General features: G+C 45.2%; 19 protein-coding genes and 2 pseudogenes. 3 read left to right on the top strand and 18 right to left on the bottom strand.

Annotated elements, in window-relative coordinates; all coding sequences use genetic code 11:
• Positions 1-415 precede the first annotated feature (415 nt).
• Positions 416-973 carry an AAA family ATPase gene (locus tag QUB61_RS27170; protein WP_333130213.1) on the bottom strand — a complete coding sequence of 186 codons (558 nt, stop codon included), beginning with the start codon at positions 971-973 and terminating at the stop codon, positions 416-418.
• Positions 974-1,285: 312 nt separating this feature from the next.
• Between QUB61_RS27170 and QUB61_RS27165 the strand changes: the two are divergent.
• Positions 1,286-1,716: pseudogene (locus QUB61_RS27165) on the top strand (IS1 family transposase); the annotation flags it as partial.
• Positions 1,717-1,745: 29 nt separating this feature from the next.
• On the opposite strand, the gene QUB61_RS27160 reads toward QUB61_RS27165, so the two are convergent.
• Genes QUB61_RS27160 through QUB61_RS27150 form a run of 3 tightly spaced genes read right to left on the bottom strand, consistent with a single transcriptional unit; the run spans position 1,746 to position 2,900 of the window.
• Complete coding sequence (locus QUB61_RS27160; protein WP_333190202.1) at positions 1,746-1,952, bottom strand: transposase; 207 nt, start codon at positions 1,950-1,952, stop codon at positions 1,746-1,748.
• Positions 1,894-2,430, bottom strand: a complete 537-nt coding sequence (locus tag QUB61_RS27155) for a transposase (protein ID WP_333130215.1) — start codon at positions 2,428-2,430, stop codon at positions 1,894-1,896. Before QUB61_RS27155 ends, QUB61_RS27160 begins: the two co-directional genes overlap by 59 nt.
• 17 nt (positions 2,431-2,447) lie before the next feature.
• Entirely contained in the window at positions 2,448-2,900 is a 453-nt protein-coding gene (locus QUB61_RS27150; protein WP_333130217.1) for a transposase family protein, read from the bottom strand.
• Positions 2,901-2,955: 55 nt separating this feature from the next.
• On the opposite strand from QUB61_RS27150, the pseudogene QUB61_RS27145 reads away from it, so the two are divergent.
• Positions 2,956-3,250, top strand: a pseudogene (locus tag QUB61_RS27145) (IS1 family transposase); the annotation flags it as partial.
• A 45-nt stretch (positions 3,251-3,295) separates the two neighbouring features.
• On the opposite strand, the gene QUB61_RS27140 reads toward QUB61_RS27145, so the two are convergent.
• The 4 genes from QUB61_RS27140 to QUB61_RS27125 form a co-directional block, all read right to left on the bottom strand.
• Positions 3,296-3,823 (bottom strand): ATP-binding protein, encoded by a 528-nt coding sequence (locus QUB61_RS27140; RefSeq protein WP_333130219.1) that lies wholly within the window; start codon positions 3,821-3,823, stop codon positions 3,296-3,298.
• A gap of 466 nt (positions 3,824-4,289) precedes the next feature.
• Positions 4,290-4,580: a helix-turn-helix domain-containing protein gene (locus QUB61_RS27135; protein WP_333082080.1), complete on the bottom strand. Its 291-nt coding sequence runs from the start codon at positions 4,578-4,580 to the stop codon at positions 4,290-4,292.
• A gap of 108 nt (positions 4,581-4,688) precedes the next feature.
• A complete protein-coding gene (locus QUB61_RS27130) occupies positions 4,689-5,054 on the bottom strand; it encodes a helix-turn-helix transcriptional regulator (RefSeq protein ID WP_333130221.1) in 366 nt (121 codons plus the stop codon).
• 31 nt (positions 5,055-5,085) lie between these two features.
• Positions 5,086-5,448, bottom strand: coding sequence for a helix-turn-helix transcriptional regulator (locus QUB61_RS27125; protein WP_333130224.1), 363 nt, complete (start codon positions 5,446-5,448; stop codon positions 5,086-5,088).
• Positions 5,449-5,584: 136 nt separating this feature from the next.
• Here QUB61_RS27125 and QUB61_RS27120 point away from each other — a divergent pair, with 136 nt between their 5' ends.
• Entirely contained in the window at positions 5,585-6,001 is a 417-nt protein-coding gene (locus tag QUB61_RS27120) for a hypothetical protein (protein ID WP_333130226.1), read from the top strand.
• 15 nt (positions 6,002-6,016) lie between these two features.
• Here QUB61_RS27120 and prfA read toward each other — a convergent pair whose 3' ends face one another.
• The 10 genes from prfA to rpmJ form a co-directional block, all read right to left on the bottom strand.
• Complete coding sequence (gene prfA / locus QUB61_RS27115) at positions 6,017-7,111, bottom strand: peptide chain release factor 1 (RefSeq protein ID WP_332958364.1); 1,095 nt, start codon at positions 7,109-7,111, stop codon at positions 6,017-6,019.
• 331 nt (positions 7,112-7,442) lie between these two features.
• Positions 7,443-7,751 carry a 50S ribosomal protein L31 gene (gene rpmE, locus QUB61_RS27110; protein WP_333130228.1) on the bottom strand — a complete coding sequence of 103 codons (309 nt, stop codon included), beginning with the start codon at positions 7,749-7,751 and terminating at the stop codon, positions 7,443-7,445.
• 245 nt (positions 7,752-7,996) lie between these two features.
• Positions 7,997-8,410 (bottom strand): 30S ribosomal protein S9, encoded by a 414-nt coding sequence (rpsI, locus tag QUB61_RS27105; protein WP_006634975.1) that lies wholly within the window; start codon positions 8,408-8,410, stop codon positions 7,997-7,999.
• The gene (gene rplM / locus QUB61_RS27100) at positions 8,410-8,865 is read right to left on the bottom strand and encodes a 50S ribosomal protein L13 (RefSeq protein ID WP_332978133.1); all 456 of its coding nucleotides are present in this window, start codon (positions 8,863-8,865) and stop codon (positions 8,410-8,412) included. The genes rpsI and rplM overlap by 1 nt, the downstream gene beginning before the upstream one ends.
• 125 nt (positions 8,866-8,990) lie before the next feature.
• Entirely contained in the window at positions 8,991-9,833 is an 843-nt protein-coding gene (truA, locus tag QUB61_RS27095; RefSeq protein WP_333130231.1) for a tRNA pseudouridine(38-40) synthase TruA, read from the bottom strand.
• A gap of 29 nt (positions 9,834-9,862) precedes the next feature.
• Positions 9,863-10,213: a 50S ribosomal protein L17 gene (rplQ, locus tag QUB61_RS27090; RefSeq protein WP_333130234.1), complete on the bottom strand. Its 351-nt coding sequence runs from the start codon at positions 10,211-10,213 to the stop codon at positions 9,863-9,865.
• 128 nt (positions 10,214-10,341) lie between these two features.
• A complete protein-coding gene (locus QUB61_RS27085) occupies positions 10,342-11,286 on the bottom strand; it encodes a DNA-directed RNA polymerase subunit alpha (protein WP_332958426.1) in 945 nt (314 codons plus the stop codon).
• 174 nt (positions 11,287-11,460) lie between these two features.
• Entirely contained in the window at positions 11,461-11,859 is a 399-nt protein-coding gene (rpsK, locus tag QUB61_RS27080; RefSeq protein WP_006634980.1) for a 30S ribosomal protein S11, read from the bottom strand.
• Positions 11,860-11,943: 84 nt separating this feature from the next.
• Positions 11,944-12,327, bottom strand: coding sequence for a 30S ribosomal protein S13 (rpsM, locus tag QUB61_RS27075; RefSeq protein ID WP_006634981.1), 384 nt, complete (start codon positions 12,325-12,327; stop codon positions 11,944-11,946).
• Positions 12,328-12,410: 83 nt separating this feature from the next.
• Complete coding sequence (gene rpmJ / locus QUB61_RS27070; protein WP_015178722.1) at positions 12,411-12,524, bottom strand: 50S ribosomal protein L36; 114 nt, start codon at positions 12,522-12,524, stop codon at positions 12,411-12,413.
• Positions 12,525-12,750 lie beyond the last annotated feature (226 nt).

Below are 12,750 nucleotides of genomic sequence, written 5' to 3'. Positions count from 1 at the left end.
TGGAAAATAAAATTACCATAAACTTCTTTTGGGCTTGACTCACCCCGGACATTTGTTGTAATATGGGTTCAATAATATTCATCAGGCAGTCTGTTAAGTTCGTGTGTTTTTTGAGCTTAACCTAAAGAATGCCTTTTTTTCTGTTTTTTGGGTTCCGATTCCACTGACTTTTTTGAGAACTGTCGATCGCGTCTCTCTCCCAAAACTGTCCGAAGTATTGTTCCACAGTAGCAACAAATATAACCTTGCTCTTTCAAGAGAACATCATGAAGTTCAGCTTTATGTGGATTTGTAAAATCATCCCAATCAAGCTTACTAAATTCCCACTGTGGGTCATCTTTGCTTTTCCATTCCAAGAACTATTGCTTGAATTTAGTAAGGCAATCAGGCTCATGATTTTGTTTTTTTATGTATCTCATTCTGCTAAAATCTCCTGGCTCCTGATCAACATATCTGCACTAGCAAACTCTGGATCATCTCCAATTTCTTTTTCGAGTTCCTCTTGCATTCGTTTAGCTTCAGTAATCTTGCCATCATCAATGAGTCTAAATAACTCACGGAGTCTTTTCTTGATATCCTCTGGACGATCTGATACACCCATGAGTTCTTCAAGAATTCGACTGCTATCTTGTCCAAAAGTTCGTCGCGGCTCTGCAATAATCCCTTCTGGTATTGATCTTAGAAGGTATACCGACTTTACCTCACTGATAACCTGCGGTGAATGGGTGGTGATAATAAACTGACAATTAGGGAATGTATTTTTCAGACTAGGAATAATTTTACGTTGCAACTTAGGGTGAAGGTGTAACTCAATCTCGTCAATAAGAACAATTCCCTCACCTTGAAGTGGATCTGGAAGACCTGGATTTGCAATTGCCAAACGTCTTGCTAGATCCCCCGCCATTGCGAGTAAACCTTTTTCCCCATCTGATAATTGTTGGTTGATAATCAGTTCATAACTTTTTTTCATCATAGTCATTCGCAATGGGGATCTGCGTATCCGCAGCATTGATAATTCTTCACCTAAAAGTGAATATATCGCCCTTCTCACTGCTTCTAGTAAAGGATTACAATAACTAGAGTTATAACGGAATAGTTCATTTTCTAAATCTTCAAGCTCTTTAAACCAATCAAAGAATTTATTAAAACTAATTCGGGTTCCTGTAAGAGATCGATCATAAGCTTCGAGTTGATTATAGGTATATGATTTTTTGGCGTTGCTGAACTAAGGTATGATTAGTTCAAAGAGAAATTGGCAAAAACAACTAAGTAAAAGTCAAAGCCTATGAAATGTCCTGAATGTAAATCAAGTCGTGTCAATAAAAATGGCAATAAAAAAGGTAAACAGAATTATCTTTGTGTTGAGTGTGGTAGGCAATTCATAGAATGCTACCAACCCCATAAAGGTTACTCTCAAGAAGTTAAGCAGGAATGTCTAAAAATGTATGTTAATGGTAGGGGTTTTCGAGCAATAGAAAGAATCAAAGGTGTTCATCATACAACAATAATTAATTGGGTAAAACAGGTGGGAAAACTTCTGCCAGAGGCTTACGAACCAGACAGAATTCCCGATGTCGGAGAACTAGATGAATTAGAAACCTTTATTGGCTCAAAAAAAACAAAATCTGGCGACCGACGGCAGTAGACCACTTCAAAGCAGGTATTTTAGGATGGGTTTTAGGGAATCATAGTGCCCAAACATTTAAACCTTTATGGCTCTCTGGAACTTACGGTGATATTTTTATCTAATTAGAAAAGCAAGCTAATACACGATCTCGAAAATTGTCAAAATTAGAAAAGCCATATCCTTGTCGCATAATCAACTTAATTCGGTTATTTATCCCCTCCATCACTCCACTTGTGGTGCGATTAAGAAAGTAGTTACAAATTCCTTCAAAATGATTGACAATTGTCGAAGCTGATTCTGGGAAAAAAAGCGATGCATAATTCAGCCAATTCTTGAACTCTGTCCGCAGCTCTTTTGACGGTCATATTGGTCTCATATATTTCTCGAAACTCTTCTTTCATCTCATAGGCAATTCTTAAGCATTCTGATTTCTTCAAAGTCATTTCCAACTTTTCAATTTGACTCTGCTCAAGGTCGATTCGATTACTCAATAATAAATATTTGCTGCCTCTGTCTGTGATTCCTATTCCTCGACGCAACTTATTCAAGTCTTTATTAACTGCTTTCATCACGTGAAAACGGTCAATAACAAGTTTGGCATTTGTCCATACTTGTTCTATAACTTTTGGAAATCCTCCCCACATATCAACACTCACTTCCTCAACTTGTTCTCTAACCTCAAGCGGTTGCCTCATAAGGACTTCGACTATATCTTGCTGACGGTGAGAGTCAATCATTTCAATCAAATTACCCCCCTCAATGTCACTGACAACAGTTACGAAACTTCCTTTTCCTTTTCTCATACTTATCTTATCTATACTTACTCGTTTAACTGACTCCCAACAGTTTTTTTTTTACGGAAATTGACATGAGTAAAAATACCTTTGATTTCGTGATAACTCAATCCTTCTTCTCGCCCAATTTGTGACAGGCTCGACTGTTGAACACGCGCATAAATATTTTGTTCGTATCGTTGAGTATGCCGTCTTTTTTTGTCAAGAAATTCTAATTTTTCTGTAATGTAACGTTGACAACTAGGACAGTAAAACTGCCGACGAGGCACTTCTAAATAGACAAAACGACCGAAAACTGACAAATCCCTGACTAATGTAGGTCGATTTTGATGCAGTTCTTCTGTAGAATTATTACAGTGAGGACACACTATTTCTGAGGCTAAAGCCCTCAATCGAAAGTAAATTTGTCCTTCAATTTGAGTGCAAGTTTCAACCTTGACTCCAGGCAAGTCTAATAAATAGTCTAAATGAAAGCTCATTACTCTAACTGTATTGGTTGATCTATTTTACACCATAAACTCAGGAGAGCCACCTTTATGGGAGAGTGTTGAGAAATGGAAATGCTATTTTTACGTAACAGATGGCTGGAAAGTTTATCCCATGTTTATGACCGATGGTGACCAAATCATCTCTAAAACTTATATGACTTGCAGTTGAAGGTGAAAATACAAGACTCAGACATTATTTGGCTAGATTAAAGAGAAAAAGTCTTTGTTATTCCAAATCCGAAGAAATGCTCAAACATTCAATTCGTTTACTAATTCACTACCTCAAATTCTCGGACGTTCCCATTCCATATTCAAGTAATCATTTAGATACTCTGATTTGAACGCTATTCGACCTGAACTGCCAGGGACGGTCGGACGACCATACCTCAATTCAGCAACGCCGATTTTTTTTCTTGACTATGATCTTGACTATCAAAAAATTCTCTATTTACATGGTAGTAAACTAGCAAAGGTAAATTCATTTTAGAATTAGTTGATAGTTTCTGCTCTAGGTTTAAACCAATTCCTTGTAATTTTGTCAGATCAGCTCCATCAGGACGAATACGTGTTTTATCTATTACTCTATATATATTCCATGTGATTTCCTGCGAGTCAATTAAAATTGTAATTTTATTATCGGTTTTATTTGTCCCATTTGTAATATCTTCATTATTAAAAAAAGTTCTTTCTATCCCTTTTCCTACAGGAGACTGACCGCTAGTAGAAGCTTGATAACCACCAGGTTCTTGAATTTCAGTAATAAAATGTGACAACAGAGTAGCGATGCAGTCAAGAATACTTGATTTTCCCGAACCGTTGATACCAACCAGTAGGGTAGGTTCAGTAGAATCAAACTCTAGGGTTAGATCGCCGAGTCCTCGGAAGCTTTCCATTTCTAAAGTTTTAACTTTCATTTATATTAAACCTATCTGCTAATCTGCTTTTGTACTTTTGAGCAAAGGCTTCTGACATTTCAGAAACTTTTCGGGCTTGTTTTTCAAAGCTTTTGGCTAACTCAACCCATTCCATTAGTGTCTTTATAGCATTAGGTTTCAAGCCTCATCAGCAGATCACCCGAAATGCCCTCTCGATATATCGCTCTTCTATCACTATGATGATATTAAAATAAAATTTATCCTCTGGAAAGCTTAGGCTGTCTATACTTTCGGCTTTATTTTCTGATAGGTTATGTCTTTTATGAAAGAAAAGACATAATCCATAAAGAGAAAGGATTACACAAACTTCTCTGCTAAGAGTGACAAAAGAGGGAGAGAGAAGTGTTTCAGGGTGGTTGTCACCCCGCCAGAGTACCTGCCCTTTTTTCCAATACAAAACAGAAGCCACATAAATTCCTAGTTTACAGATCAATCTGCCTAATACTCATTCCCCAGCAGCCTCAGCCGACGCAGCGAATCTCTCCGCTACAGCTTTGCCAATTAGCGCCACCTGACTCAGAGGCAAGAACCTAATTTTATTGACAATATCTTGAATATCTAACGGATCTGAAACTGGCTTCCCATCCAAAAATCTCAGAAGTTCTTCCAGCGAATAACCAGCTCTCGCAGCGAGCTTAGCCAAGTTTTCAGTATCAGGAACCGTATCGCCCCTTTCCCAAAGCTGAACAGCGGTAGCGGAAACGCCCAAAAGCTTACCAAACGCTCGCTGACTCATTGTTCCGCGAGCAGTTTTGATGATTTCGCTAAGTTTTTGTCTATTTTGGATGTTCACGACTCGAAGGTTACTCAACCGTATCTACCAGTCTACTTACGAAGTGATACATCAACTATATTTCCCAGACGACTCAGCCGCCGCCGCGAGTCTATCCATCACGGCTCTACCAACCACGGCTAACTCACTAATTGGTATACATTGAATTTTTTTCAGCAGATCGTTAGTATCTACCGGTTCACGCATGGGTTTGCCTTCCAGATGAGCGAGCAGCTCTTCAAGTGTAAACCCGGCCCTCACAGCAATCTGAGCCAAATTTTCTGTATCTGGGATGCTCTGACCTTTTTCCCACAACTGAACCGCAGTCGCAGAGACGCCCAGAAGCTTGCCGAATGCCCGCTGACTCATCGAACCGCGAGCTAGTTTGACAATCTCGATTAATTTTTTCTTAGCTTCTGCGTTCACGGTATCAGCCACCAGATAACCACAATTCCCAGTTTACAGAACATCAACCATACTTCCCAGAAGCTACAGCAGCAGCCAGTCGCTCCATACCAGCTCGAACAATCACTGCTAAGTCACTCAGTGGCATACATTGGATTTTTTTAAGGAGCTCGTTGGTATTGACAGGTTCCGGCATTGGTTTGCCTTCGAGATGAGCCATTAACTCTTCCATCGTAAAGCCCGCTCTTGCCGCAATCTGAGTCAAATTTTTCGTATCCGGGAGTACCTGGCCCTTTTCCCAATACTGAACAGCAGACCCAGAGACTCCCAATAGCCTACCAAAAGCGCTAAAACTCAGGTCGCCACGGGCTAGCTTCACAACTTCGCTCAGTTTCTTCCTAGCTTCTGTGTCCACAGTATTAGTCACCAGATCAACACAACTCCTAGTTTACTTATCTACCAAAAAATCTGTCTTTCTTGCTTGACAGCAAAAAGTTTACCAGTTACAGTGTAAATACTTTTGAAATCATAATTGTATTTGTAGCCAATCAGGGGCAGTAAAAATGACTCGCAAGACACGCAATACACGTCAAAGCCTTACAGCCTCGGGTTGGCTAAAACCCCAGTGCTGGCAAATCTCCAAAACCGAAGCCGCCGAAGCCCTGAGAATGCCCGTCAACCGCATAGTCAAAGTTTACCCCAAACAACATCAAGTAATAGTTGTTTACCTGAACAAGAAAGGACAAAAATGCAGTTCCTTTTTCAGCTACAGACTATTTGCCAGATGGCAACAAGAGGCGATCGCAGCAATTGCCAGTTGTCGAAACCAGCAAATCCTAGCACCCCTAGAAGTCATTGTACAATACGACCTCGAACATTTCAAATATCCAGTGGCGATCGCCGATGCAATTTGGGAAGCCCTACTCAACCATATCTCCCGCGTAACAAGGGAACTGAGGCTCAGCAAACAATGCGCCTAGCCCCCCATCACTCCATCAATTAGTAGAAGCAGCCAACTCAGCCAAACGTTCCTGCTGATCCTGAGAAATGCAAGTTTGAATAATCCCCTCAATATCCCCTTCCAAAACACTATTGAGCGAGAAATTCTCCCCCAAACGGTGGTCGGTAGCCCGATTGTCCTTATAGTTGTAAGTGCGAATCTTCTCCGAGCGCGAACCAGTACCAACCTGAGCCAAACGCCGCGACTTCACCTCATCCTGCTGCTCCCGCAACTTCATCTCATAGAGCTTAGCCCGCAAAATCTGCATCGCCCGCTCCTTATTCTGCAACTGACTGCGCTCCTCAGTACAGAAAATCCGAATTCCCGTCGGCTTGTGAAACAAATCCGCAGCAGTTTCCACCTTGTTCACGTTTTGACCGCCAGCGCCGCCCGATCGAGCCGTGCTCATCTCAATATCCTTCGGATCGATGTGAATCTCCACATCATCCACCTCCGGCATCACAGCCACCGTCGCCGTCGAAGTATGCACCCGGCCGCCAGCCTCAGTCACAGGCACCCGCTGCACCCGGTGTACTCCAGCCTCAAACTTCAGCTTGCTGTAAACGCTGTCGCCTGTAATTTCCAGAATCACCTCTTTAAAGCCGCCCATTTCCGCCAGCGACTCGCTCACCAACTTCACCTGCCAGCCTTGAGTTTGAGCGTAACGGGTATACAGTCGCAGCAAATCTCCCGCCCAAATACTAGCCTCATCTCCGCCAGTACCCGCCCGAATTTCCAGCATAATATTCTTGTCATCGTTCGGGTCGCGGGGGAGCAGCAAAACCTTCAAACGACTTTCCAAATTCTCCAGCTTCGCTTCAAGTTCCTGAACTTCCAGCGCAGCCATTTCTTGCATATCTCGATCGCCCGCGGCTTCCTTGAGAACCTGTCGCGCGCCCACCAAATCTTCCTGAGTCGTTTTCCACAGAGCAAAAGTATCGACCACTTCCTCCAAGGACGATCGAGCTTTCGCTACCCGTTGAAACTCTTGATTGTCCCTAGCCACATCCGGGTCAGCCATGCGGCGAGTCAACTCATTAAAAGTTTGCTCCACCGACTTCAATTTATCCAGCAAATAAGATTCAGCCATTGTCAGTTGTCCTTTGTCAATCGATTTTAGATTTTAGATTTTAGATTTGAAGAACAGTTGGGATAGAATCTCGATCGAACTCAACTGCCAGCCGTAGCAAGTCTTCAATCTCAACTCTCCAATCCGATGGCGGATCGATTTTAGATTTTAGATTTTAGATTTTAGATTTTAGAACTCAAGAGCAGCTAGGATAGAATGTCGATCGAACTCTACTCTATCGAACTCTACTGCCTGCATAGCAAGTCTTCAATCTAAAATCTAAAATCCGAGGGCGGTAAGTTGCCAGTAGAAAGAACTACTCTCAACAAACTGCGGACAAATGACAATCCGGCTACTTCTTCTTTTTGCCTTTACCAGCAGCCTTAGAAGCATCTGCTTTCGCATCTTCCATTTTCAGCGGTCCAGAGGAAGCATCTGCCTTCGGCATTTCTACCTCGGTCATGCCGTATTTCCGCATAAAGCGCTCCACACGACCTTCAGTATCAATAATCTTCTGAGTGCCAGTATAAAAAGGATGATTTCCCGACCAGACATCAACTTGAAGCTTTGGTCTAGTGGAACCCACAGTCATCACAAGTTCCCCGTTGCAATAAACCTGAGATTCGGGATACCACTCAGGGTGAATGCCATCTTTTGCCATTGTTTTTTACTCTCTAATTTTTGACTTTACAACCATTTTAGCTGCCGCAGGACTTGTACACCAACAACAGCACGAATTTTGCGTTATATCTGTTGGAACCAGCGATCGTCCACAGCAAATAGACTTGAAAAAAAAGGAAGATAGAATCTGGATAATTTTGCCTTCTTCCCTCTTCCCTCTTCCTTCTATCCGTTACATCCGTTACATCCGTTACATCCGTTACACAATCCGCTGCCGAACCTCGATTACCGCTTCGAGTATTGAGGAGCTTTGCGAGCTTTCCGCAAACCGTACTTTTTCCGTTCTTTAGCCCGCGGGTCGCGAGTCAAATAGCCCTCAGTCTTCAGAGGCTTGCGGTTGTCCGGGTCTAATTGACAAAGTGCTCTAGCGACACCCAAGCGAATCGAGTCAGCCTGACCTGTCAAGCCACCGCCTTCGACTTTTACCAAAATGTCGTACTCATTTTCCAGACCCAAAGTTTCCAGAGGGGCTTTAGCGAGAGCCAAATAAGTAGGGTTGAATTGCAGGTACAAATCCCCCTCTTTACCATTGACAGTCAGTATGCCAGTGCCGGGAACCAAGCGCACCCGCGCTACGGAACGCTTGCGGCGGCCGGTACCCCAGTACACAGCGCGACCGGATGTATCTGTTGCTTGCATTACTCATTTCCTCCCGGAATCGTGTGAACAATTAATTCTTCTGGTTGTTGAGCTTGGTGCGGGTGGTTGGGGCCAGCGTACACCTTCAGTTTAGTAAACAGTTGTCTGCCCAGAGAAGTGTGAGGCAGCATTCCCCGTATAGCTTCTTCTACAATTCTTTCGGGCAAACGTGCTTGCAATTTGGCAAAAGTTTCTGTTTTCATGCCGCCCGGTCTTCCAGAATGGCGGCGGTAGATTTTCTGGGTGCGTTTTTTGCCAGTAACAGCGATTTTGTCAGCATTGATGACTATTACGAAGTCGCCGGTATCCATTGAAGGAGTGTAAGTCGGTTTGTGTTTGCCCCGGAGGTACATGGCAACTTCAGTTGCCAGACGGCCCAGCCGCTGGTCGGCGGCATCGACCACGTACCACTTGTGCTCTAGGGAGTCTTGAGTAGGGACGTAAGTTTTGTTCATTGTTTGTTGTTAGTTGTCTGTTAACTGTTGTTAGGTGTCAGTTGTCAGTTGTCAGTTGTCAGTTTTTAATTGTTAGTTGTCCTTAGTTTTTTATTAGTAGTTACCTAATGACTAATGACTAATGACTAATGACTAATGACTAATTTTGGCTGAGTGTCGTACCAGACCTCTGGGGGAAAGGGAAATTCTGAATAGCCAACCCGCAGCAGGCACAAACCTTGAGCGGGAGCGGCATATTTTACCATTTCTCGGCGTTCGTTGACCCAGATATCTGTGAAATTGTCGATCGGCCTTTCCCCGCGACCCACCTGCACCAGCAACCCCACCAGCAGCCGCATCATCCCGTACAGAAACCCGCTCGCCTGAACCTCAATATAGATAAGAGGCCCAGAACGGTGACACTCGGCCGCTTGCACGTCCACCCAGGAATGGGGGCGGGCAGAACCCGCGCGGTGAAAAGCAGCCAGGTGATGCCGCCCGATTAGCGGTGTCAATGCTGTCTGAATCAAAGATTCATCCACAGGGCCGTGATAGCAGTGCCAAGCAAAAGGACGCACAAACAAATTAGGGGTCGGGTCTGTATAAAGGGTGTAGCGATAGCGCCGCCAACTGGCTGAGAACCGAGCGTGCCAGGTAGGTTCCACCTTTGCCGAAGCTCGAATTAAAATATCTTTTGCCAGTCGAGAGTTGAGAACGCTTGCCCAGCGGTGAGCCGGAATTGGACCGGAGGCGTCAAAATGGGCTACTTGAGCAGCGGCGTGAACTCCCGCGTCAGTTCTCCCGGCAGCGTGCAGCGTTACCGGGCGTTCCAGAACAGTCGATATTGCTGTTTCAATTTCTTCTTGTACTGTACGCTGGTTCGGCTGTCGCTGCCAACCGTGAAAGTTAGTGCCGAGGTATTGGATCACCAGAGCAACGCGCTGTATCGATTGGGGATTTTCGATTGGGGATTTTGGATTGTCAGTCATAAATCACAAATCTCCAACCCAAAATTGAATTAAACCAGTTCAACTATCGCCATTTCGGAATTGTCTCCTTGACGGGGGACAGTTCGTACTACGCGGGTGTAGCCCCCGTTGCGCGAGCCGTACCGTTCTTGTGCCCCCTCAAACAAGGCGTGTACTAACTGTTTATCGTAGATATAGCCCATAGCTTGGCGGCGAGAGGCCAAGGAGCCATCTTTGGCGAGGGTAATCATCCTGTCCGCCTCTGAGCGCAGCGCTTTGGCGCGGGCGAGAGTGGTAGTGATTTTACCGTGGCGGATTAATTCGGTGGTCAGCGAGCGCAGTAGGGCGCGGCGCTGGTCAGCCGGTTTGCTGAGTTGGGGAACGCGACAGCGGTGACGCATGGCAGTTGGTAATTGGTAATTGGTAATTGGGCGCCGGGATAGATAGTCTGCGAACTCGGGGGGTGAATTCTTTAACTTAAAAACTCACCTACTTAAAATTCAGAACTTTTTTACCCGTTACCCGTTGATTAACTTTTAGCTGATTTTTCCTGTGGCAAGGTAATGCCCAAGCGTTTTTGTAAAGCTTCAATCACTTCTTCTGCGGACTTCTGCCCGAAATTCTTGATCTCGAGCAAGTCTTCTTGGGTATAATCCAATAAGTCTGCAACTGAGTTGATCTGAGCCCGCTTGAGACAGTTGTAAGCCCGGACGGACAACTGCAATTCTTCGATCGGAATTTGGCTGGTAGGATCGGCTTCACCGGGATACTCTGGTTTGAGAGAATCTTGGGTGATGTCTTTGAGAGGTGCAAATAAATCTACCAGGATGTGGGCAGATTGACTCAAAGCTTCTTGAGGAGTCACGCTGCCATCAGTCCAGATTTCCATAATCAGCCGGTCTTTCTCGACCGTGCCGCCTACCCTAGCATCTTCAACGCTGTAGTTGACTCTGCGAATCGGCATAAAGATGGCGTCAATTTGGAGAAAATCCAAAGCCGACCCATCATCGCGACTGCGGTCTACTGCTCGGTATCCGATGCCTTTTTCAATTCTGAATTCCATTTCCAGAACTGAGCCGGGCGAGAGAGTTGCAATGTACTGGGAGCGATCGATCAATTCCACCTCAGAGGGCAAATCGAATCTATCTGCCGTAACGGTGACGGGCCCCTCAATCCGCAACCTGCCGATTTGCGGCTGCTGAGAATGAGTTTTGAGGACGACCTCTTTCATGTTCAGGAGAATTTCTAGAACATCCTCACGTACCCCTTCGATCGTGGCAAACTCGTGATTGACGCCCGCGATTCGGACTGAAGTTACTGCCGTTCCTTCCAAATTTGACAGCAGAACTCGCCGAAGCGCATTCCCAACAGTTGTTCCCTGACCGCGATCGAGCGGTTCCAGGACAAATTTTCCGTACTGACTGCGGTCTTTGTCAGTGTTAGACTCTATACATTCAATTTGAAACTGCGCCACGGAGTGACCTCCCTTTTCCACTTTGGATTTTTGATTTTGGATTTTAGATTGCAGAGCATACCCCTGAACGGATTTCGGATTTTGGATGGACGGGGCAACAGTTAGAACCATTAGTTTTTGACTTTAAGCAGTTAGCCATTATCCAAAATCTAAAATCTAAAATCTCAAATCGTTTTAGACTCTACGTCGCTTGGGAGGGCGACAGCCGTTGTGAGGAATTGGGGTAACATCTCTAATCAGGGTGATTTCCAGTCCCGCCCCTTGCAGCGCCCGAATTGCAGTTTCTCGACCTGCTCCGGGTCCGCTCACCATTACTTCTATTTGGCGCATTCCTTGGTCGTTGGCTCTGCGGGCAGCACTTTCTGCTGCTGTTTGAGCTGCAAAGGGAGTCCCCTTCTTAGCTCCTTTAAAACCGCTGGAACCTGCCGATGCCCATGATATTACTTCGCCGTTGAGGTCGGTAATAGTTACTATCGTGTTGTTAAAGGTAGACTGGATGTAGCCTACCCCATTGGGTACATTCCGTTTCTGCTTTTTTGCCCCAGATTTCTTGCCTGTTTGTTGTCGCGCCATATTAGTCTCTTTAACGTTTCTCTCAACTAATTTTCCGAAGCGCTAGGAGCCAGCAGCCCCCAGCGTATTTTTCCCAAAAAGATGTTACTTCTTGGAAGGTGCCTTTTTCTTGCCCGCAACAGTTCGGCGGACGCCACGACGGGTTCTGGCGTTGGTACGGGTTCGTTGTCCCCGCACCGGCAGACCCAAACGGTGACGCCGACCGCGATAAGTTCCGATGTCCATCAGGCGCTTGATGTTCATTGACTCCCAGCGCCGGAGGTCTCCTTCGATTTGGTATGTGGTTTCTACATGAGCCCGCAGAGCTGTCACGTCGGCCTCTGTTAAATCCTTGACGCGAGTGTCAGGATTTACGCCTGTTGCAGCGATAATTTTTTGGGCCCGCGACAAGCCTATTCCGTAAATGTATGTCAGACCTATTTCGACGCGCTTATCGCGTGGAAGGTCTACCCCGGCAATCCGTGCCACACTTTTTGTCTCCCTAGTTTTCCTGTTTGGCTACAATGTTCAATTAGGATGCACCTGCGTGCAGTGCCCAATCTTCTTTTTTTCTAACCTTGGCGCTGTTTGTGTTTCGGGTTAGTGCATATCACCATCACTCGACCGCGACGGCGGATGACGCGACATTTCTCACAAATTTTTTTGACAGATGCTCGAACTTTCATCTTTCTTCCTGCCTGGAGAACCCCGCTCTACCGGAGAGCAGGCACGCTGGGACTGCCCGTAGAGCGGTGGGAGGAGAGGCTGGGCAAGGTGTAGGCCTCTCCTCGATTAAATTGTATAAAGTGCGGGTTGTTTCATGAAGGAGCCCGCTTGCACCCACTCCCATTGCTGGGGTAAAGTTCCCCTGCGCCAGAGTATTGGCGAGTGATACTTTTACGGCGTAGCAAT

Origin of the sequence: Microcoleus sp. C2D2 (assembly GCF_036702495.1) — a bacterium.
Lineage (GTDB): Bacteria > Cyanobacteriota > Cyanobacteriia > Cyanobacteriales > Microcoleaceae > Microcoleus.
Note: the sequence above shows the minus strand (reverse complement) of the source record. Positions and strands in the feature narration are given on the sequence as shown.